Below are 18,867 nucleotides of genomic sequence, written 5' to 3' on the forward strand. Positions count from 1 at the left end.
GGGTTATTTGCTGTTAGGCATCGACAGCATGTGGCTCATGCGTTCGGCTTTGGTTTTCAGATATTCAAGATTGTCTTGATGAATGCGGGTTTCGATGGCGATACGGTTGTTCACCTTGATACCCAGCTTGGTCAGCTCGTCGATTTTCAATGGATTGTTGGTGATGAGCTCAATGGAGCGGACTTGCAGGCTGTTCAAAATCAGCGCCGCGATATCGTACTGGCGCTCGTCGGCCAAATGACCGAGCTTGATGTTGGCATCGACGGTATCCAGGCCTTGGTCCTGCAAATTATAAGCCTGCAGTTTTTTCAGCAAACCAATGCCGCGGCCTTCCTGGCGTAGATAAATCAGTACGCCGCAACCGGCGGTGTTGATCAAATCTAGGGCCATATCTAGCTGTTCCCCACAATCGCAACGCCGCGAGCCCAGCACATCGCCGGTAAAGCACTCGGAATGGATGCGTACCGGCACGTCTTCCTTGCCGGCTACCTCGCCTTTCACGAAGGCGACGTGTTCTTTTTTGTCTAGGCTGTTGTTGTAGTAGTGCAGAATGAATTCGCCGTGTTTGGTGGGAATTCGAGTTTGAACTTTGTCTTCTATGCTTGCTTTCACTGCTGTGTGAGTCCTCAATCTGCGGCATTAAGCGGCAAGTGCGCGCGACTGCTTAGCGGCAGAAGCGATGGCGACTGGCCTGGAGCCTTTCGTAATTGCTGAGTGGGCAACGATTACGAAAGGCTCCAGGCCTGCATGTTTGGCTTTGCGGCGATAGCGGGTTTTGTCTGCGAAAACCTGCGCCTTGTTGAACTGATGGGCGAATTTCGCCACCGGGTTTTTGCTGGGCTTGTCTTGCAAGTCCTTGCTGGGGTTTTGTTTTCTCATGCTTTTTTCTCCGTAAGCTATTAAAATAACGTTTTATTTGAACATAGAATGCCTGTGAAATTCCAGAAAGACTTTGATGTGATCGTAGTGGGCGGTGGTCATGCCGGTACCGAGGCAGCCTTGGCTGCTGCCCGTTCTGGGGCGCAAACTCTGTTGTTATCGCAAAACATTGAGACCCTGGGGCAAATGAGTTGTAACCCAGCGATAGGTGGCATCGGCAAGGGTCATCTGGTCAAGGAAGTAGATGCGCTGGGCGGCATCATGGCGCGGGCTATCGACAAAGGCGGCATCCAGTTCCGCATTCTGAATGCCAGCAAAGGCCCCGCGGTGCGGGCGACCCGGGCGCAGGCGGACCGAATGCTTTATAAGCAAGCCGTGCGTTCTGCTTTGGAAAATCAGCCCAATCTGGCCCTGTTTCAACAAACCGTATCCGATCTGATCGTGCAGGGCGACCGGGTGACTGGTGTCAAAACTCAGATGGGTCTGGAGTTTAACGCCAGAGCGGTGGTGTTGACCGCCGGTACCTTTTTGGCGGGCCGTATCCATATCGGTTTGGAAAATTACAGCGGCGGCCGCGCCGGCGACGCAGCATCCATTGCGTTGGCCGAGCGTTTACGTGAGTTGCCGTTTCGGATTGGTCGTCTGAAAACCGGCACGCCGGCGCGTATCGATGGCCGCACCATCGACTACAGCAAATTGCAGGAACAGCACGGCGATACGCCGCTGCCGGTATTTTCGTTCATGGGTAGCCGCGAACAGCATCCGCGTCAAATCTGCTGCCATATCACCCGCACCAATCAAGAAACCCACGACATCATTCGTTCCGGCCTGGATCGGTCGCCGATGTATTCCGGCATCATCGAAGGCGTGGGGCCACGTTACTGTCCGTCCATTGAAGATAAGGTCGTGCGTTTTGCCGATCGCGATTCACACCAGATTTTCGTCGAACCGGAAGGCTTAACCACCAATGAAGTTTACCCGAACGGCATTTCCACCAGTTTGCCATTCGACATTCAGTATCGATTTATCAGGACCATGCTCGGTTTTGAAAATGCCGAAATCGTCCGTCCCGGTTATGCCATCGAATACGATTTTTTCGATCCGCGCGATTTGAAAACCTCGCTGGAAACCAAGCATATGAACGCACTGTTCTTCGCCGGTCAAATCAATGGCACCACCGGTTACGAAGAAGCTGCCGCGCAAGGTTTGATCGCCGGCTTGAACGCCGCCCGCCTGGCCAAAGGCCTGGAAAGCTGGTGTCCCGGCCGCGACGAAGCCTATATTGGCGTGATGATCGACGATCTGATCACCCGTGGCACCGCCGAGCCGTACCGGATGTTCACCAGTCGCGCCGAATACCGTTTGCAACTGCGCGAAGACAATGCCGATTTGCGTTTGACCGAACAAGGCCGCGAGCTGGGCTTGGTTGACGATGCTCGCTGGCAACGCTTCGAAGAAAAGCGTGAAGCCATCGCCAATCTGCAAGGCAAGTTGGCTAAAAAATGGATACGCACCGAATCTGATGAAGCCGCGCTGGCTGAGCAATTGTGGGGCAAAAAGTTGTTGAAAGAAGCTAGCCTGATGGAAATGCTGCGTAGGCCGGAAGTGGATGTCGAGAATTTGTTGCGTTTCAGCGATGAAACCGAAGTAGACGAACAAGTTGCCGAGCAGGTGGCGATTCAAGCTAAATACGCCGGCTATATCGACAGGCAGCAAACCGAGATCAACCGTACCCAGCGCTACGAACATTTGAAATTGCCGGAAAATGTCGATTACAGCCTGGTGTCGGGTTTGTCTAACGAAGTCAGCGAAAAACTAAAAAAACAACGGCCGGAAACCTTGGGGCAAGCTTCGCGGATTCCAGGAATTACCCCAGCGGCGATTTCCTTGTTGTTGGTGCATCTGAAAAAGAAAAGCGCTTGATGGACGTCTGTCGCGAAAAACTGGAGCAAGGTTTAAGGGCCTTGTCGCTGGATATTGGCGGCGAGCGAATCGATGCGTTGCTGCGGTTCGTCAACTTAATAGCAAAATGGAACAAAGCCTATAACCTGACGGCGGTGCGCGAGCCGCTGGAAATGGTCAGCCTGCACATCTTGGATAGCTTGGCGATTTTGCCGTATCTTCATGGTTCGCGCGTTGCCGACATCGGTACCGGCGCCGGTTTGCCGGGCATTCCGTTGGCGATTTGTCTTCCAGATTGTCATTTCACCTTAGTTGATTCCAACTCCAAAAAAACCCGCTTTGTTCAGCAGGCCGTGCTGGAGTTAAAGCTGAAAAATGTCGAGGTAATGCATAGCCGCGTTGAACTTCTGCAACCGGCGGAATTATTTTCCACGGTGCTCTGCCGGGCGTTTGCCAGCATGCCCGACATTCTGCAGCTCACCGGTCATTTGCTGGCGGAGGATGGTGTGCTGCTGGCGATGAAAGGTCAGCAGCCCGAGCAAGAGCTGATAGACTTGGCCGCAACATACAGCGTGATTCCGCTGACGGTGCCCGGCATAGACGCCGAACGCTGCCTGATTCGACTGGAGAAACCCAAGCATGGCTAAGATTATCGCGATTACCAACCAAAAAGGCGGCGTCGGCAAAACCACCACTAGCGTCAATCTGGCGGCGGCTTTGGCGGCTACCAAGCGCAAGGTGTTGTTAATCGACCTGGATCCGCAAGGCAATGCGGCCATGGGATGCGGCGTGAATAAGGAAGAAATCGAATATTCCAGCTGCGAGCTGTTGCTGGAAGAAGTGCCGGTTTCCGAGATTGTCGTGAAAAACAAGCAACTGGGGTTTGATTTGATCCCCGGCAATGCCGATTTAACCGCAGCTGAAGTGCAACTGATGAGCGCGCAGCATCGTGAGCGGCGCTTGGCAGACGCTTTATTGGCTATAAAAGATCAGTACGACTATATCTTGATCGACTGTCCTCCATCGTTGAATATGTTGACCTTGAATGCGATGGTGGCCGCCAACAGCGTGTTGATTCCGATGCAGTGCGAGTATTATTCGCTGGAGGGATTGTCTTCACTGATGTCCACCCTGCGCAGCATCCGCGATAGCGTCAATCCCGGTTTGTATCTGGAAGGCATCCTCAGAACCATGGTGGATAGCCGTAGCCGCTTGGGTAAGGATGTTTCCGACCAGTTAATCGAATATTTCGGTGACAAAGTCTTTAGAACCACTATCCCCAGAAACATTCGTCTGGCTGAGGCACCTAGCCATGGCGTGCCGGTGTTGACTTACGATAAAGCTTCACGCGGCGCGATGGCCTACATCGCGTTGGCTGGTGAAATGATCAGAAAAGAAAAAGCGGCAAAAAAATGATGCAAAAAAAACGCGGTTTAGGGCGAGGTTTGAGCGAGTTGCTCGGTGATGTGAGCGCGCCGGCGCCGGAAAAATCTCAAGACACGCAAAGTTTGCCTATCGAGTTTTTACAGCGCGGCAAGTATCAGCCGCGCAAGGACATGGATCCGGAGAAGCTGAAGGAGTTATCCGATTCGATTGCTGCGCAAGGCATCATCCAGCCTATCATCGTCCGCAAAATAGATAGCGAAAAATACGAAATCATCGCCGGCGAACGCCGGTGGCGAGCGGCGCAATTGGCCGAGTTGCAGGACGTGCCGGTATTGATCAAGGATTTGGATGATCGTTCGGTGATGGCGATAGCTTTGATTGAAAACATTCAGCGCGAGGATTTGAATGCGCTGGAAGAAGCCGAGGCTCTGCACCGCTTGCAGGACGAATTCGAACTCACCCATCAGCAGATCGCTACCGCAGTCGGCAAGTCGCGCACCACGGTCACCAATTTATTACGCTTGTTGGAGTTGGCTGGCGAAGTGAAAGGCATGTTGGGCAAGGGCTTACTGGAAATGGGGCATGCCCGCGCCTTGCTGGGGTTGGACGAAGCCAAACAAATCGAAATTGCCAATAAAGCTGTGAAACAAGGCTTGACCGTCAGAGCGGTAGAAAAGCTGGTGCGCGAACAGCATGAAGATAAACCTGCGGTAGTAAAAAAAATAGATCCGGATACCTTGCGTTTGCAACGTGACCTGAGTGAGCGGACCGGTGCCAAGGTGGAAATCAATCATCAGAGCAGCGGTAAAGGCAAATTGATTTTTACTTACACCAGTTTGGAAGAGCTAGAAGGCATCATAAAGAAAATCAATTGAGTGCTTCGGGGTTGGCGAATGTCGTATTTCGGTCATGGTTCGGTGCTTTGTCGGATTTGCTACAATGCCGTTTTGGGTAACATTGCAGAAAATCAATATGTTACGAAATGGCATGCGTATTGCTGTAAGCGTTGGGATTGAGCGTTTGGAATACGTCTGTATTGGCTAGGTGTGGACAGTGGGCTCGTTGGGATAGTCTTGCCAAATCAACAAGGTGGCGACGCTGATTGCTTCTTGCTGAACGTGCTTACCTTGCTTTAGACGTGCTGGCTGGATATAATCGCCCAGCTCAAGACGAAAGGGGAAGTACATGACAGCTAGAAATGATTTTTCTACTGTCAGAAAAGTAGTTTTTGGACAAGTCCTGATGGCTGCATTAGTGGCGTCGGGATTTTTATTGATAGGCGGTTGGAAAAGTGCAGTGTCTCCATTATTCGGAGGGTTTGTGGCTTTATTGCCCAATCTGTATTTTGCCTACAAAATCTATCTGGCCAAGGATTTGGGTGCGCAGGGCATCGTTAATGCATTTTATGCAGGCGAAACGGTTAAGTTAATTTTGACGGTAGCCCTGTTTTCTATCGTTTTACAGATTCCCTCTGTTGATTTCTTAACGCTGATGGTGGGTTACATCGCAGTGTTGTCGGTTTTTTGGTTTGCGCTGTTTTTGTGGCGTGATTAGTTTTTAGCGAGGACAAATGAGTACTGAAGGTGGCGCAACCGGTTATATAGTCCATCACTTGACACCGTTGTCGGTGGGTGAGGGATTTTGGACATTGCATTTGGATACCTTGTTTTTCTCCGCGTTTTTGGGCGGATTGTTCATCCTGTTTTTCAAAACGGTAGCGGAAAGAGCGACATCCGGCGTGCCTGGCTTGGCGCAAAATATTGCGGAGACCTTGGTCGAATTTGTTGATACCCAAGTCAAGGACAGTTTTCACGGTCGTAGTCCTTTAATTGCGCCGTTGTCGTTGACGATTTTCTGCTGGGTGTTCATGTGGAATGCCATGGACATGTTGCCGGTGGATTTGTTACCGATGATAGGCAGTTTGATGGGCATGGAATACATGCGCGTGGTGCCGAGTACCGATTTGAACGGTACCTTTGCATTGTCTATCAGCGTATTTTTCCTGATCTTCTTTTACAGCATCAAGGTTAAAGGCCTGATGGGGTTTGCCAAGGAAATGACTTGCACACCTTTCGGCCCGAAAATGATGCCGTTCAATCTGCTGCTGAAAACAGTTGAAGAATTGGCGAAACCTATCTCGCTGGGCCTGCGGTTATTCGGTAACTTATATGCCGGTGAGCTGGTATTTATCCTGATCGCTTTGCTGCCACCTATCGTTCAGCCATTGCTGGGTTTTCCTTGGGCGGTATTTCACATCCTGGTTATTACCCTGCAAGCCTTCATATTCATGGTGTTAACCATTGTGTATTTGAGCTTGGCCCACGAAGATCATTAATAGTTTTACTTTCAACTTTCATATCAATATTTAGGAGACACTATGGAACTCGCATCATTAATTGCCAACGTACAAGGCTTCACCGTTATCGCAGTTGGCATCATTTTGGGCTTGGGCGCAATCGGTACTGCTATCGGCTTCGGTCTGTTGGGTGGTAAATTCCTGGAAGGCGCTGCTCGTCAACCTGAGTTGGTTCCAATGTTGCAGGTCAAAATGTTCATCATCGCCGGTTTGCTTGACGCGGTAACCATGATCGGTGTTGGTCTGGCTCTGATGTTGACCTTCGCAAACCCATTCCTTTCAGCCGTTCAATCTGTTGCAGGTTAATTAGCAATTATCGGATTCATTTGAATAAGCTAAGCCTTATTCGCATACCGATAGAATGACAACGGCATTACGAGGAAAGCATCAATGAGCATCAATGCTACTCTGATCGGGCAGATGATAACTTTCACACTTCTGGTTTGGTTTACCATGAAGTATGTCTGGCCACCGATCATTGCCGCTCTGGAAGAGCGCAAAACCAAAATTTCCGAAGGTTTGGCCGCGGCCGAGAAGGGCCAGGAAGAGATTAAATTGGCCGAGAAAAAAGCCAAGAGCCTGCTGAAGGAAGCAAAAGAACAATCGGCGGAAATCGTCAGTGCAGCGCAAAAACGCGCCAATCAGCTGGTTGAAGAGTCGAAAGATCAAGCCAAAAAAGAAGGCGAGCGTTTGCTTGAAGCAGCAAAAGCCCAGATAGAGCAGGAAATGCTGCAAGCCAAAGAGAGCTTGCGCAAGGAAGTATCCTCACTGGCTTTGCGTGCCGCTGAACAGATTTTGAAAGAAGAAATCGACAAAGCCAAGCATCAAGACATTCTCAGCAAAGCAGCGGATCAATTGGGTTAAGCAATGGCTGAGTTATCGACATTAGCAAGACCTTACGCGGAAGCAGCTTTCAAGCGTGCCAAGGAAACTGGGTCGTCCAAACAATGGTCCGATTCGTTGACGTTTTTGTCTTTGGTCATCCAGGATGAGGCATTGGCTGCCATTGTCAAAAATCCTCGGGTTGGCAAACAGCGTACAGCACAGTTGATTCTGGATATTTGCCAGGATCAGATACATGACGAAGCCAAGAATCTTCTGAAAGTGTTGATAGAAAATGACAAGCTGCCCTTACTGCCGCAAATTTCGGTGATGTTCGAGCAGTACAAAGCGGACGATGAAGGTTACGCCAATGTGGATTTATACAGCGCGTATTCTCTGACAAAAGCCGAGCAAGGCAAGTATGTCGCCATGCTGGAAAAGCTTTTGCATAAAAAGGTCAATGCATCCGTTTCTGTCGATAAATCGTTAATTGGGGGCATCCTCGCTAAAGCGGGCGACAAAGTCATCGACGGTTCTATCAAAGGCCAGCTTCATCAATTAGCTAAAAGACTTTAAGAGTTAGAGCGGGAAAATAAAATGCAATTAAATCCATCAGAAATAAGTGATCTGATCAAAAAGAAGATCGAGAACTTCGACGCCCATGTTGAGGCACATACCGAAGGCACCGTAGTTAGTGTCACCGACGGTATTGTTCGGGTTCACGGTCTGTCGGAAGCGATGCAAGGCGAAATGCTGGAATTCCCTGGCGGCTCTTACGGCATGGCTTTGAACCTGGAAAGAGACTCGGTCGGTGTGGTAATGCTCGGTGCTTATCAACACATCACCGAAGGCGATACTGTTAAATGTACCGGTAGAATTTTAGAAGTGCCGGTGGGTGAAGCGCTGCTGGGCCGCGTGGTCGATGCCTTGGGTAACCCTATCGACGGCAAAGGTGCCATCGAAACCAAATTAAGTTCGCCTATCGAAAAAATTGCTCCAGGCGTTATCGCCAGACAATCGGTCGATCAACCGGTGCAAATTGGTTTGAAAGCGATTGATTCGATGATTCCTGTTGGTCGTGGTCAACGGGAGTTGATTATCGGCGACAGACAGACCGGTAAAACCGCCATTGCGATTGATGCGATCATCAATCAAAAAGGTACCGGCATCAAATGTATCTATGTCGCTATTGGCCAAAAACGCTCTTCTATTGCCAACGTAGTTCGCAAACTGGAAGAGCATGGCGCGATGGAGCACACTATCATCGTGGTAGCTTCGGCTTCTGAATCGGCAGCGCTGCAATTTATTGCACCCTACACCGGTTGCTCAATGGGCGAATATTTCCGTGACATTGGTGAAGATGCCCTGATTATTTATGATGATTTGACCAAGCAAGCTTGGGCTTATCGCCAAATTTCCTTGCTGTTGCGCCGTCCGCCAGGTCGTGAAGCGTACCCTGGTGACGTGTTCTACATCCACTCGCGCTTGCTGGAACGTGCTGCGCGTATCAATGCAGTTGAAGTAGAGAAACTGACCAACGGTAAAGTGAAAGGCAAAACCGGTTCATTGACTGCGTTGCCGATTATCGAAACACAAGGCGGCGACGTGTCGGCTTTCGTACCGACCAACGTAATCTCCATCACCGACGGCCAGATCTTCCTGGAAACCGGTCTGTTCAATTCGGGTATTCGTCCTGCGGTTAACGCCGGTCTGTCAGTATCTCGGGTTGGCGGCGCGGCACAAACCAAGATCATCAAAAAGCTGGGCGGCGGTATTCGTCTGGATTTGGCGCAGTTCCGCGAATTGGCGGCTTTTGCGCAGTTCGCTTCCGATTTGGACGAAAGCACACGCAAGCAAATCGAACGCGGCCAACGGGTTACCGAGCTGATGAAACAAAACCAATACGCGCCGATGTCGGTTGCGGACATGAGTGTTTCCTTGTATGCGGCTAACGCTGGATTCCTGGATGGTCTGGAAGTTAAAAAAGTCCGCGATTTCGAAGCAGCCTTGCTGGACTTCATGCATGCCGACGAATCTGCTTTGATGGCTAAAATCAACGAGAAAGGCGACTACAACGACGACATTCAAAAAGGCATCCACAATGCCATTGAGCGTTTCGTCAAAACCGGTAGCTGGTAAAGGGTCCGCACATGGCTGTTGGCAAAGAGATACGTACCAAGATCGCGAGTATTAAAAATACTCAGAAGATTACTCGGGCCATGGAAATGGTGGCGGCGAGCAAGATGCGTAAAACCAAAGACAGAATGCAGGCCACCCGGCCTTACGCGAAGAAGATAGGCCAGATCATCAAACATCTGGCTTATGCCAATCCCGAATACAAGCATCCTTTTTTGATAGAACGCGAAGTCAAGCGCATCGGCATCATCGTAGTGAGCTCCGATAGAGGTTTGTGCGGTGGTCTGAATGCCAACTTGTTTCGAAAAGTTTTAGGCGAAATGCAGCAATGGCAAAGCCGCCAGATTGAAGTAGACGTTTGTACCATCGGTAGCAAAGCGGCGGGTTTTTTCAGCATGATCAAAGCTAACCTGATAGGACAAGTCTCGAAATTGGGGGATACACCGCATCAGAGCGAAATTATTGGCACGATCAAAATCATGCTGGATGCGTTTGCCGCTGGTGAAATTGACGAGTTGTTTTTGATTAGTAATGACTTTGTAAACACCATGACACAAAAACCGGTGGTGCAAAAATTGTTGCCGGTTGCCGTGGGTGATTTGGCTGAAGAGTCCAAAGGTCGCTGGGATTACTTATACGAACCTGATGCTAAAGAAGTATTGGACAGTTTATTGATCCGATATGTGGAATCCGCGGTTTTCCAAGGTTTAGTGGAAAACAACGCCTGCGAGCAGGCTGCCCGAATGGTGGCAATGAAAAGCGCATCCGATAACGCCGGGAATATCATTAAAGAATTGCAACTGGTTTATAACAAAGCCAGACAGGCGGCAATTACGCAAGAGATTTCCGAAATCGTGGCCGGCGCTGCCGCTGTTTAGTGCATCAAGACAAGTTTAGAGATTTTAAAAGAGGACGACATAATGAGTTTGGGTAAAATCGTTCAGATCATCGGTGCGGTCGTAGACGTGGAGTTTCCACGCGATAACCTGCCGAAAGTATATGATGCGTTAAATGTTAAGGGCGGTCTGGTTTTGGAAGTTCAGCAGCAATTGGGCGACGGCGTAGTCCGGACCATTGCGATGGGTTCCACCGACGGTTTGAGCCGTGGTGTTGAAGTCAGCAACTCTGGCGAAGCGATCAAGGTACCGGTCGGTCAAGCAACTCTGGGACGCATCATGAATGTCCTTGGCGAAGCTATCGATGAAAAAGGGCCTATCGGTGAGAAAGAGAAGTGGACTATCCACCGCGACGCCCCTTCCTACGACGAACAAGCGCCAGCCAACGAATTGTTGGAAACCGGTATCAAAGTAATCGACTTGGTTTGCCCCTTCGCGAAAGGCGGTAAAGTCGGTCTGTTCGGCGGTGCCGGTGTAGGTAAGACTGTTAACATGATGGAATTGATCCGTAACATCGCGATTGAGCACAGCGGTTTCTCCGTATTTGCTGGCGTCGGTGAGCGGACTCGTGAAGGTAACGACTTCTATCACGAAATGACCGACTCCAACGTTATCGACAAAGTATCACTGGTTTATGGTCAAATGAACGAGCCACCAGGCAACCGTTTGCGCGTCGCGCTGACCGGTTTGACCATGGCGGAGTTTTTCCGCGACGAAGGTCGCGACGTACTGTTCTTCGTCGACAACATCTACCGTTATACCCTGGCGGGTACCGAAGTATCGGCGCTGCTGGGCCGTATGCCTTCCGCGGTAGGTTATCAGCCTACACTGGCTGAAGAGATGGGGGTGTTGCAGGAGCGGATTACTTCCACCAAAACCGGTTCCATCACTTCGATCCAAGCGGTCTACGTACCTGCGGACGACTTGACTGACCCGTCGCCTGCTACAACCTTCGCTCACTTGGACGCGACAGTGGTATTGTCGCGGCAGATCGCCGAGCTGGGTATTTATCCGGCTATTGATCCGCTGGATTCCAGCAGTCGTCAGCTGGATCCATTGGTTATCGGCCAAGAGCATTATGAAGTAGCCCGTTCGGTACAAGGTATTTTGCAACGCTATAAAGAACTGCGCGATATTATCGCCATCTTGGGTATGGACGAATTGTCGGAAGACGACAAACTGACCGTATCCAGAGCGCGCAAAATCCAACGTTTCTTGTCGCAACCGTTCTTCGTTGCCGAAGTTTTCACCGGTTCACCAGGTAAATACGTGTCCCTGAAAGATACCATTGCCGGTTTCAAAGGCATTATCAGCGGCGAATACGACAGTCTTCCCGAGCAAGCTTTCTACATGGTCGGCACAATCGACGAAGCCATTGAAAAAGCCAAAGGCATGTAAACCACCTCATAGGAGAGTTTTAACATGGCAATGACAATTCATGTGGACATCGTCAGCGCGGAGCAGGAAATTTTTTCCGGCTTGGCTGAAATGGTCTTTGCGCCGGCGGAAATGGGTGATGTAGGCATTGCGCCGCGCCATGCGCCGTTAATTACCAAGCTCAAGCCCGGTGAAGTGCGGGTTAAGCTGAGCGATAAGGACTATCAAGCGTTTTACGTGTCCGGTGGCTTTCTGGAAGTGCAGCCGCATTTGGTAACCGTTTTGGCGGATACCGCGATCAGAGCAAAAGACATCGACGAAGCGGCGGCGTTACAAGCCAAAGCCAGAGCGGAAGAAATGCTCAGCGATAAATCGGGTAAATACGATTACGCGATTGCGCAAGCCGAATTGGCGCAAGCTGTAAACCAATTAAGAACCTTGGAAAGATTAAGAAAACGTGGTGCGTAAACCATTTATCGCGTAAAAATATAAGCCCGATGACGCAACGTTATCGGGCTTTTTTTGTTTTAAGGAATAGCAATGTCGATTAAAACCATCATCTTGGCGGCCGGCCAAGGCACCAGAATGCGTTCGTCGCGGCCTAAAGTACTTCACGAAATCGCCAATAAAGCGTTGTTGCAGCATGTCTACGAAACCAGTCTTTCGCTGGAAAATAATCAGATTTTTATCATCTACGGCCACGGCGGCGAGACTGTCAAACAAGCTTTGAGTAGCTTGGACGCTACCTGGATAGAGCAAAAACAGCAACTAGGCACTGGGCACGCGGTACAGCAAGCCATTCACCACGTCGACGATCCGGACACCGTATTGATTCTATACGGCGATGTACCTTTATTAAAGGCCAAAACCATCCAAACCTTATTGCACAAAGTCAGCTTGACGTCCTTGGCATTGCTGACGGTTAACCTGGACGACCCCACCGGCTACGGCCGCATAGTCCGCGATAAAGATCATGCCGTTGTCAAAATAGTTGAGCAAAAAGACGCCAACGAAGTGGAATTACAAATCAGCGAAGGCAATACCGGCATCCTGGCCTGCAAAGGCAGCCAGTTGAAGCAATGGTTATCCAGGCTGAGCAATAACAATGCGCAAAATGAATACTATTTGACCGATATTATCGAAATGGCCGTGGAAGATGGCCTTACCGTTGAAACCACTCAAGCCGGCAGCCAGGAAGAAGTGCTGGGTGTAAACAATCGTAGCCAATTGGCGCATCTAGAGCGCGTGTATCAACTGGAACAGGCGCAAGCGCTGATGGAAAAAGGCGTGACATTGCGCGATCCGGCTCGGGTGGATGTCAGAGGCAGTTTTGCCGAACTGGGTCAGGATATTGATGTGGACATCAACGTGATTTTCGAAGGTGTTAATCGCATCGGCTCCAATGTAAAAATCGGTCCCAATTGTCTGATTAAAAACGCCAGCATCGCCAACGATGTCGAAATTCTCGCTAACAGCGTGATCGAGGACGCCTCGGTCGGCGCCGGCAGCCGCATAGGCCCGTTCGCCCGGCTGCGGCCGCAAACCGAGCTGGCCGACCATGTGCATATCGGCAATTTTGTGGAAATCAAAAAATCCACTGTCGCCACCGGCAGCAAAATTAACCATTTAAGCTATATTGGCGATAGCGAAGTGGGTAGCAAGGTCAATATCGGCGCCGGCACCATTACTTGCAATTACGACGGTGTGAATAAATTTAAAACCATCATCGAAGACGGCGCGTTTATCGGTTCCGATACCCAATTGGTGGCACCGGTAACGGTCGGAAAAAACGCGACAATCGGCGCCGGTTCGACGATTACCCGCGATACGCCGGAAAGTCAATTAACCCTTAGCCGGAGTAAGCAGCTTAGCGTGCCTAACTGGCAGCGTCCGGTCAAACTGGCGGAGATTGTTCCCGACAATTCTCCGCACTCGTTAGCTCCTAGTCAGTCGGAGAAATAGTATGTGTGGGATAGTCGCGGGCGTTGCCCAACGCAATGTGGTACCGATATTGATAGAGGGTTTGAAGCGTCTGGAATACCGGGGCTACGACTCTGCCGGCTTGGCTGTTGTCAATAGCGGAGAAATATTCCGCAAGCGCGAGTTGGGCAAGGTTAAAGGCTTGGAAGCTTTGATTTCCGCCGACCCGATCGAAGGCCGCATCGGCATCGCCCATACCCGCTGGGCTACTCACGGCAAGCCCAGCACCCGCAATGCCCACCCCCACGTCAGCAAGGACCGTGTCGCGGTGGTACATAATGGCATCATTGAAAACCACGATCATTTACGCACTGCATTACAGGAAAACGGCTACGTCTTCACCTCCGAGACTGACACCGAAGTCATCGTGCACAAGGTTGCCGAGGAACTGAAAGACGCCGACAGCCTGCTCGACGCCGTCACCAAAACCGTCAAAAGCCTGCGCGGTGCTTATGCCTTGGGCGTCATCGACAGCGAACAACCGGATTTATTGGTTGCCTGCCGTAAAGGCAGCCCGCTGGTCATCGGTATCGGCATCGGCGAATATTTCATCGCCTCCGACATTGCCGCCTTGCTGCCGGTTACCCAGCGCTTCATCTTCCTGGAAGACGGCGATGTGGCCGAATTGACCATCAACGGCGTCACCATTTTCGACGAAGCAGGCCGCCGCGTCGTACGTCCGGTTATCGAAAGCCAACTAAAAGCCGACTCGGTCGACAAAGGCAAATACCGCCACTACATGCTCAAAGAAATCTACGAGCAAGCCTGGGCGGTGTCGGAAACCCTGGAAGGCCGCTTCATCGACAACCGCCTGCAGGACAACGCCTTTGGCCACAACGCCGGCGAAGTGTTCGACCAGATCAAATCGGTGCTGATCCTGGCCTGCGGTACCAGTTACCACGCCGGACTGGTCGCTCGCTACTGGTTCGAAAAATACGCCCGCGTGCCCAGCTCGATCGAAATTGCCAGCGAATTTCGCTACCGCAACCCGGTGGTGGCGCCGGATACATTAGTAGTCACCATTTCCCAGTCCGGCGAAACCGCCGACACGCTTGCCGCATTGCAGGAAGCCAAAAAGCTCGGCGTCAAACACTCGCTAGTGATCTGCAACGCGCCGGAAAGCTCGCTGGTGCGCGAATCCGATCTGGTATTGATGACCCGCGCCGGCCCGGAAATCGGCGTTGCTTCGACCAAGGCCTTCACCACCCAGTTGGTGGCCTTGTTGATGCTGATCATCGCAGTCGGCCGCCGCTTCGAGCTCAGCGCTGACCAAGAGGAGCACATCGTCTCGCAACTGTTCGCCCTGCCCGGCAACATCGAAAAAGTGTTGAAACTGGACAATGCCATCGAACTGTTGTCGCAGCGCTTTGCCGACAAACACAACGCCCTCTTCCTCGGTCGCGGTACCCATTACCCGATTGCGATGGAAGGCGCATTGAAGCTAAAAGAGATCTCCTACATTCACGCCGAAGCCTATCCGGCCGGCGAATTGAAGCACGGCCCGCTGGCTTTGATCGACGCCGAAATGCCGGTGGTCACGGTGGCGCCGAACAACAATTTGCTGGAAAAGCTGAAATCCAATATCCAGGAAGTCAGCGCCCGCGGCGGGCAGTTGATCGTGTTCATGGATGAGGAACTGGCCGAATGCGACGCCGCCGACGAGAACGTGCAAATCGTCAAAATGCCCAGCGTCGCCAACGCCATCTCGCCGATCATCTACACCATCCCGCTGCAACTGCTGTCCTACCACGTCGCCGTACTGAAAGGCACCGATGTAGACCAACCACGGAACCTCGCAAAATCGGTTACGGTGGAATAGCGGGTAATTTGGCGGAATGGATTCCGAATATGTTGGGTTTGGGTTTGGGTTTAAGGGTTTGTCGGGTTAAGTCTCGGCAAATCCTTTTTTATTGGCTGTGATTTGCTCGTTGTGTTTTGAATTGTCCGATGACCGGGAGGAGAGATCGGACCCAAGCGGAAATTGGTGTATTTAATCCGGCACGCCGGTTTGATATTCAAATAACGAAAGTTGTAGGGTGGATAAGCGTAGCGTCATCCGCCATAGAGTAGAAGAATTTTAAATTAGGTGGATGGCGCTGCGCTTATCCACCCTACGGTCCTACTGAATCAAAATTTGGTTATTAAAATGAGCATTGACAAAGAAGTAAACAAAGCCAAGCAAGAGATAGTTAAAGACGGATTAGATATGTCTCTTGGTGAAATTATGCGTATCTATGAGCGCGGAGAGCTTGTCATTCGTCCAGAGTATCAACGTTTATATCGATGGGATGAGTCAAAACGCACAAGGTTTTTAGAGTCGCTTATTTTAGGTATACCTATTCCTCCTATATTTGTCTTTACCGATGAAAAGGGGAGGTGGGAGCTAATTGATGGATTGCAACGCTTATCCACTGTATTTCACTATGCAGGTATTCTTATGGACGAAAATGGCTCAAAAATTGCTCCATTTACTCCATCTGGCACAAAACTACTCCCCTCTCTGGATGGGTTACACTGGGAGCCTATTAACGATGATGATGAATCGGCTCTTCCGATGTCAATCAGGTTAGATGTAGAGCGTTCTCGAATTAGGGTTGAGATATTAAAGCGGGAAAGTGATCAAAGAGCAAAATATGAACTCTTTCAGAGGTTAAATACCGGTGGAGCCAGACTATCAGAGCAAGAAGTAAGAAATTGCGTATTGGTAATGCTTAACAAGGAACTCTATGAAAAGCTTGTTGTGGCTGCTCAAAATGCAAAATTTGTCCAATGTACCGCTCAAACTGATAGGTCAATTTCCGAACAAAAACCTATGGAGCTGTTGATTCGATTTCTAGCCTATAGATACAAGAAGTATGATCAAAAAATTGATGTACATGATTGGCTTGATGAGGTGGCGATCGATATTGCTACGGATGATAGATATGATATTGATCATGAGTTAGAGATTTTCTACAGAATATTTGAAATTCTTGAAAAGTCTCTAGGAAGTGATAGCTTTAAAAAGTTTGATAATGGAGTTTTTGAAAGAGGATTCTTAATTTCGGCTTATGAAGCAATTACTCATGGAATGTCTCATAAAATAGATAATATTGAAAAATGTGGGATCAATTCTCTTGTCGATTCAATAAAAAAAATGTGGGGAGATGAAAGGTTTTCTAATAATGCAAGAGCAGGCGTTCGGGGTACAACTAGACTGGCAAATATTTTGCCAATAGCGAGTACTTGGTTTTAACATGAGAATCAAAACTATTCATCAGTTTTCAGCAGCCTTGAATGACGAAATAACTTGGCGTAAACGAGAAATTATTGAATTAAGGATGCATGCCGCTAAGAAAGATAATGTTGTTAATAAAACCATATTGAGAGCGGGAGTCGCTGTGCTGTATTCTCATTGGGAGGGTTTTATTAAAGCATCTTCTGAACTCCTTCTAAATTATATCTCTAACCAAAAGCTAAAAAATGATGAGTTGAGTGATGTGTATGTTATTCAATCATTTAAATCTCATTTATCAAACCTTGCAGAAACTAAAAATGCAAGTATTGCGGTAGAGTCATTGAGATTTATCTTAGATGAGATGAATAAAAGCGCCTGTATTAAGTACAAAAACTACGTAAATACGGAGTCTAATTTGAGTTCAGAAGTATTTGATCGTATTGCGAAATCGGTCGGTGTAGATGTGAATAAATATATGCATTTATACCCATTCATTGACGAATCAATAGTTAATAAGAGAAATTATATCGCTCACGGAGAATACATGGATGTAAACATTGATGAGTATAAGAGGATATCGGATAGAGTATTCGATCTCATTAGATACTATAAAGATGACATCGAGAATATTGCTGTTAGAAGGTCATACGCGAAAGGACCGTAGGATGTACTGAACAGCGTGAAGCGCATAGTTCGCGATTGGTTCGGTTCGTAGACGCACCACACACTACGCCTATTTTCGGCTAGGCAATTGCCATTGGCACTATTGTATTCGTCCGGCGGTTTTGGTCGCTTTAAGCCTTCCCTCTCAGGCCACAGCAAGTATGGCCTGAATCAAGAGCATCCATAAAAGTTAAATCTCAACCCCGGATTCCGCTTCGCTGCATCCAGGCTACGGGCTTTACCGAATAAAAAAGCCATTTTCTAACATATAAAATCACTCCTTTTTAGAAAAATAGCCTACGCTTTTTCTCTGCGGACAGGCGCTGCCGGTTCGCGACTTCGACAACTATGTAGGAGATTGAGATGAGTCAGAATTTGTTATCGTTAACGTTCACTGACACCGCGCTGGCGGAAATCGACGCGGCGTTGACTACCTTGGAAACCCATTTCGCCGGCTTTGCGACGCTGTCGCCCGACCAGCGCCGCAATATTTTGAAGATGGGCGATAAGACTGAAGCGTTCTGCCGGCAGACAATGCTGCTGGCCGCCCAAAACGCCCAGGCGATTCCGCCCAATCTGAATATGCCTGAGGCGCAAGCCGACATGACCAGCCTTGACCAACTCCGCCCGCGCTTGCATCGGCTGCGGGATTTGCAGGCGCGCGGCGACGATACCGACATGGCGCTGGGCAGCGATATTTACAGCTTCTGCCTGGATGCTTACGCTTCATTAAAAATTGCTGGCAAAGGTGCGGCCTTGGAAACGCTGCGGCAAGCGATGGCGGTGCGATTCAATCGTGGCGCCAAGAGCAAAGTCGAACCAGCCGCCGGCTAAGCTTGACGGCGGCGTTTGCAACCGGCCGCGGGGGACGGCCGACAGCAAGGCTTTACCGCTGAGCTTAAATGCTATCAATCCCAACTTTCTTGCCTTTCCCGAATACCTTTTAGTCTTAAGGGCCAAGCATTAAGGCATGTCGGCAAGCCAAAAAGCCACGCGCGCAAAGCGAATAGCTTTGATCGCAAACTGGCCTAAGCAAGCGCGCAACCAAAAACAGTTCTCGCCCATAGCAAATCGCATTAATTGCCAGCCAATATAACTTTGCGCGCGAGGTAAAAAGCTATTCGGCTTCGCCAATTTGGTTCAAACTCAAACCTACTCAACCTTGCGCGCAAGCCATTTAGTCGTTCGTGCAAGGCAAATTGCTTCAATCGCAAAGCTGTCTGGGCAAGCGCGCAAGCAGAAACAGTGTTCGC

At 49.8% G+C, this 18,867-nt stretch carries 21 protein-coding genes; 18 read left to right on the top strand and 3 right to left on the bottom strand.

Annotated features, from left to right (window positions below; genetic code table 11):
* Nucleotides 1-3 precede the first annotated feature (3 nt).
* Both ribA and ACR02O_RS03060 read right to left on the bottom strand, forming a co-directional pair.
* Nucleotides 4-612 carry a GTP cyclohydrolase II gene (ribA, locus tag ACR02O_RS03055; RefSeq protein ID WP_494522782.1) on the bottom strand — a complete coding sequence of 203 codons (609 nt, stop codon included), beginning with the start codon at nt 610-612 and terminating at the stop codon, nt 4-6.
* Between the two features lie 27 nt (nt 613-639).
* The gene (locus ACR02O_RS03060) at nt 640-879 is read right to left on the bottom strand and encodes a DUF7230 family protein (RefSeq protein ID WP_494522783.1); all 240 of its coding nucleotides are present in this window, start codon (nt 877-879) and stop codon (nt 640-642) included.
* Between the two features lie 54 nt (nt 880-933).
* Here ACR02O_RS03060 and mnmG point away from each other — a divergent pair, with 54 nt between their 5' ends.
* The 4 genes from mnmG to ACR02O_RS03080 are packed head-to-tail and all read left to right on the top strand — an operon-like array spanning nt 934 to nt 5,042.
* Nucleotides 934-2,802 carry a tRNA uridine-5-carboxymethylaminomethyl(34) synthesis enzyme MnmG gene (mnmG, locus tag ACR02O_RS03065; protein ID WP_494522784.1) on the top strand — a complete coding sequence of 623 codons (1,869 nt, stop codon included), beginning with the start codon at nt 934-936 and terminating at the stop codon, nt 2,800-2,802.
* Complete coding sequence (gene rsmG / locus ACR02O_RS03070; protein WP_494523449.1) at nt 2,802-3,428, top strand: 16S rRNA (guanine(527)-N(7))-methyltransferase RsmG; 627 nt, start codon at nt 2,802-2,804, stop codon at nt 3,426-3,428. The genes mnmG and rsmG overlap by 1 nt, the downstream gene beginning before the upstream one ends.
* Nucleotides 3,421-4,197 carry a ParA family protein gene (locus ACR02O_RS03075; RefSeq protein WP_494522785.1) on the top strand — a complete coding sequence of 259 codons (777 nt, stop codon included), beginning with the start codon at nt 3,421-3,423 and terminating at the stop codon, nt 4,195-4,197. The genes rsmG and ACR02O_RS03075 overlap by 8 nt, the downstream gene beginning before the upstream one ends.
* A complete protein-coding gene (locus tag ACR02O_RS03080) occupies nt 4,194-5,042 on the top strand; it encodes a ParB/RepB/Spo0J family partition protein (protein ID WP_494522786.1) in 849 nt (282 codons plus the stop codon). The genes ACR02O_RS03075 and ACR02O_RS03080 overlap by 4 nt, the downstream gene beginning before the upstream one ends.
* A gap of 165 nt (nt 5,043-5,207) precedes the next feature.
* Here the strand turns inward: ACR02O_RS03080 and ACR02O_RS03085 are convergent, their stop codons facing one another.
* The gene (locus ACR02O_RS03085) at nt 5,208-5,354 is read right to left on the bottom strand and encodes a hypothetical protein (protein ID WP_171696983.1); all 147 of its coding nucleotides are present in this window, start codon (nt 5,352-5,354) and stop codon (nt 5,208-5,210) included.
* Here ACR02O_RS03085 and ACR02O_RS03090 point away from each other — a divergent pair.
* The 14 genes from ACR02O_RS03090 (at nt 5,353) to ACR02O_RS03155 (ending at nt 18,448) form a co-directional block, all read left to right on the top strand.
* On the top strand, nt 5,353-5,721 hold the full coding sequence (locus tag ACR02O_RS03090; protein ID WP_026147084.1) for an ATP synthase subunit I: 369 nt from the start codon (nt 5,353-5,355) through the stop codon (nt 5,719-5,721). The genes ACR02O_RS03085 and ACR02O_RS03090 overlap by 2 nt on opposite strands.
* Nucleotides 5,722-5,737: 16 nt before the next feature.
* Nucleotides 5,738-6,502, top strand: coding sequence for a F0F1 ATP synthase subunit A (atpB, locus tag ACR02O_RS03095; protein ID WP_026147085.1), 765 nt, complete (start codon nt 5,738-5,740; stop codon nt 6,500-6,502).
* A gap of 42 nt (nt 6,503-6,544) precedes the next feature.
* Entirely contained in the window at nt 6,545-6,829 is a 285-nt protein-coding gene (atpE, locus tag ACR02O_RS03100; RefSeq protein ID WP_020484117.1) for a F0F1 ATP synthase subunit C, read from the top strand.
* An 84-nt stretch (nt 6,830-6,913) separates the two neighbouring features.
* A complete protein-coding gene (locus ACR02O_RS03105) occupies nt 6,914-7,387 on the top strand; it encodes a F0F1 ATP synthase subunit B (RefSeq protein ID WP_026602690.1) in 474 nt (157 codons plus the stop codon).
* Between the two features lie 3 nt (nt 7,388-7,390).
* Nucleotides 7,391-7,921 carry a F0F1 ATP synthase subunit delta gene (locus ACR02O_RS03110; RefSeq protein ID WP_494522787.1) on the top strand — a complete coding sequence of 177 codons (531 nt, stop codon included), beginning with the start codon at nt 7,391-7,393 and terminating at the stop codon, nt 7,919-7,921.
* 21 nt (nt 7,922-7,942) lie between these two features.
* A complete protein-coding gene (atpA, locus tag ACR02O_RS03115; protein ID WP_033156956.1) occupies nt 7,943-9,484 on the top strand; it encodes a F0F1 ATP synthase subunit alpha in 1,542 nt (513 codons plus the stop codon).
* A gap of 11 nt (nt 9,485-9,495) precedes the next feature.
* The gene (gene atpG / locus ACR02O_RS03120; protein WP_171696980.1) at nt 9,496-10,359 is read left to right on the top strand and encodes a F0F1 ATP synthase subunit gamma; all 864 of its coding nucleotides are present in this window, start codon (nt 9,496-9,498) and stop codon (nt 10,357-10,359) included.
* Nucleotides 10,360-10,401: 42 nt separating this feature from the next.
* Complete coding sequence (atpD, locus tag ACR02O_RS03125; protein WP_033156954.1) at nt 10,402-11,775, top strand: F0F1 ATP synthase subunit beta; 1,374 nt, start codon at nt 10,402-10,404, stop codon at nt 11,773-11,775.
* Nucleotides 11,776-11,799: 24 nt separating this feature from the next.
* Nucleotides 11,800-12,222, top strand: a complete 423-nt coding sequence (locus ACR02O_RS03130; RefSeq protein WP_033156953.1) for a F0F1 ATP synthase subunit epsilon — start codon at nt 11,800-11,802, stop codon at nt 12,220-12,222.
* A gap of 72 nt (nt 12,223-12,294) precedes the next feature.
* Nucleotides 12,295-13,716 carry a bifunctional UDP-N-acetylglucosamine diphosphorylase/glucosamine-1-phosphate N-acetyltransferase GlmU gene (gene glmU, locus ACR02O_RS03135; RefSeq protein WP_458138807.1) on the top strand — a complete coding sequence of 474 codons (1,422 nt, stop codon included), beginning with the start codon at nt 12,295-12,297 and terminating at the stop codon, nt 13,714-13,716.
* A gap of 1 nt (nt 13,717) precedes the next feature.
* Nucleotides 13,718-15,553 (top strand): glutamine--fructose-6-phosphate transaminase (isomerizing), encoded by a 1,836-nt coding sequence (gene glmS / locus ACR02O_RS03140; RefSeq protein WP_494522788.1) that lies wholly within the window; start codon nt 13,718-13,720, stop codon nt 15,551-15,553.
* Between the two features lie 327 nt (nt 15,554-15,880).
* Nucleotides 15,881-16,969: a DUF262 domain-containing protein gene (locus tag ACR02O_RS03145; RefSeq protein WP_319962141.1), complete on the top strand. Its 1,089-nt coding sequence runs from the start codon at nt 15,881-15,883 to the stop codon at nt 16,967-16,969.
* Nucleotide 16,970: 1 nt separating this feature from the next.
* Nucleotides 16,971-17,615 carry an MAE_28990/MAE_18760 family HEPN-like nuclease gene (locus tag ACR02O_RS03150; protein ID WP_319962140.1) on the top strand — a complete coding sequence of 215 codons (645 nt, stop codon included), beginning with the start codon at nt 16,971-16,973 and terminating at the stop codon, nt 17,613-17,615.
* Nucleotides 17,616-17,977: 362 nt separating this feature from the next.
* A complete protein-coding gene (locus tag ACR02O_RS03155; RefSeq protein WP_319962139.1) occupies nt 17,978-18,448 on the top strand; it encodes a hypothetical protein in 471 nt (156 codons plus the stop codon).
* Nucleotides 18,449-18,867: the final 419 nt, after the last annotated feature.

Source organism: Methylomonas sp. PHL2-19 (assembly GCF_059331595.1).

What these genes read in the sequence shown, in the direction of transcription:
- ACR02O_RS03075 (WP_494522785.1), top strand. Translation starts at nt 3,421, where the DNA reads ATGGCTAAGATTATCGCGATTACCAACCAAAAAGGCGGCGTCGGCAAA.
- ACR02O_RS03145 (WP_319962141.1), top strand. Translation starts at nt 15,881, where the DNA reads ATGAGCATTGACAAAGAAGTAAACAAAGCCAAGCAAGAGATAGTTAAA.
- atpD (WP_033156954.1), top strand. Translation starts at nt 10,402, where the DNA reads ATGAGTTTGGGTAAAATCGTTCAGATCATCGGTGCGGTCGTAGACGTG.
- ACR02O_RS03105 (WP_026602690.1), top strand. Translation starts at nt 6,914, where the DNA reads ATGAGCATCAATGCTACTCTGATCGGGCAGATGATAACTTTCACACTT.
- glmS (WP_494522788.1), top strand. Translation starts at nt 13,718, where the DNA reads ATGTGTGGGATAGTCGCGGGCGTTGCCCAACGCAATGTGGTACCGATA.
- atpA (WP_033156956.1), top strand. Translation starts at nt 7,943, where the DNA reads ATGCAATTAAATCCATCAGAAATAAGTGATCTGATCAAAAAGAAGATC.
- ACR02O_RS03110 (WP_494522787.1), top strand. Translation starts at nt 7,391, where the DNA reads ATGGCTGAGTTATCGACATTAGCAAGACCTTACGCGGAAGCAGCTTTC.
- ACR02O_RS03080 (WP_494522786.1), top strand. Translation starts at nt 4,194, where the DNA reads ATGATGCAAAAAAAACGCGGTTTAGGGCGAGGTTTGAGCGAGTTGCTC.
- atpG (WP_171696980.1), top strand. Translation starts at nt 9,496, where the DNA reads ATGGCTGTTGGCAAAGAGATACGTACCAAGATCGCGAGTATTAAAAAT.
- glmU (WP_458138807.1), top strand. Translation starts at nt 12,295, where the DNA reads ATGTCGATTAAAACCATCATCTTGGCGGCCGGCCAAGGCACCAGAATG.
- ACR02O_RS03060 (WP_494522783.1), bottom strand. Translation starts at nt 879, where the DNA reads ATGAGAAAACAAAACCCCAGCAAGGACTTGCAAGACAAGCCCAGCAAA.
- atpB (WP_026147085.1), top strand. Translation starts at nt 5,738, where the DNA reads ATGAGTACTGAAGGTGGCGCAACCGGTTATATAGTCCATCACTTGACA.
- ACR02O_RS03090 (WP_026147084.1), top strand. Translation starts at nt 5,353, where the DNA reads ATGACAGCTAGAAATGATTTTTCTACTGTCAGAAAAGTAGTTTTTGGA.
- ACR02O_RS03150 (WP_319962140.1), top strand. Translation starts at nt 16,971, where the DNA reads ATGAGAATCAAAACTATTCATCAGTTTTCAGCAGCCTTGAATGACGAA.
- ACR02O_RS03130 (WP_033156953.1), top strand. Translation starts at nt 11,800, where the DNA reads ATGGCAATGACAATTCATGTGGACATCGTCAGCGCGGAGCAGGAAATT.
- atpE (WP_020484117.1), top strand. Translation starts at nt 6,545, where the DNA reads ATGGAACTCGCATCATTAATTGCCAACGTACAAGGCTTCACCGTTATC.
- rsmG (WP_494523449.1), top strand. Translation starts at nt 2,802, where the DNA reads ATGGACGTCTGTCGCGAAAAACTGGAGCAAGGTTTAAGGGCCTTGTCG.
- ACR02O_RS03155 (WP_319962139.1), top strand. Translation starts at nt 17,978, where the DNA reads ATGAGTCAGAATTTGTTATCGTTAACGTTCACTGACACCGCGCTGGCG.
- ACR02O_RS03085 (WP_171696983.1), bottom strand. Translation starts at nt 5,354, where the DNA reads ATGTACTTCCCCTTTCGTCTTGAGCTGGGCGATTATATCCAGCCAGCA.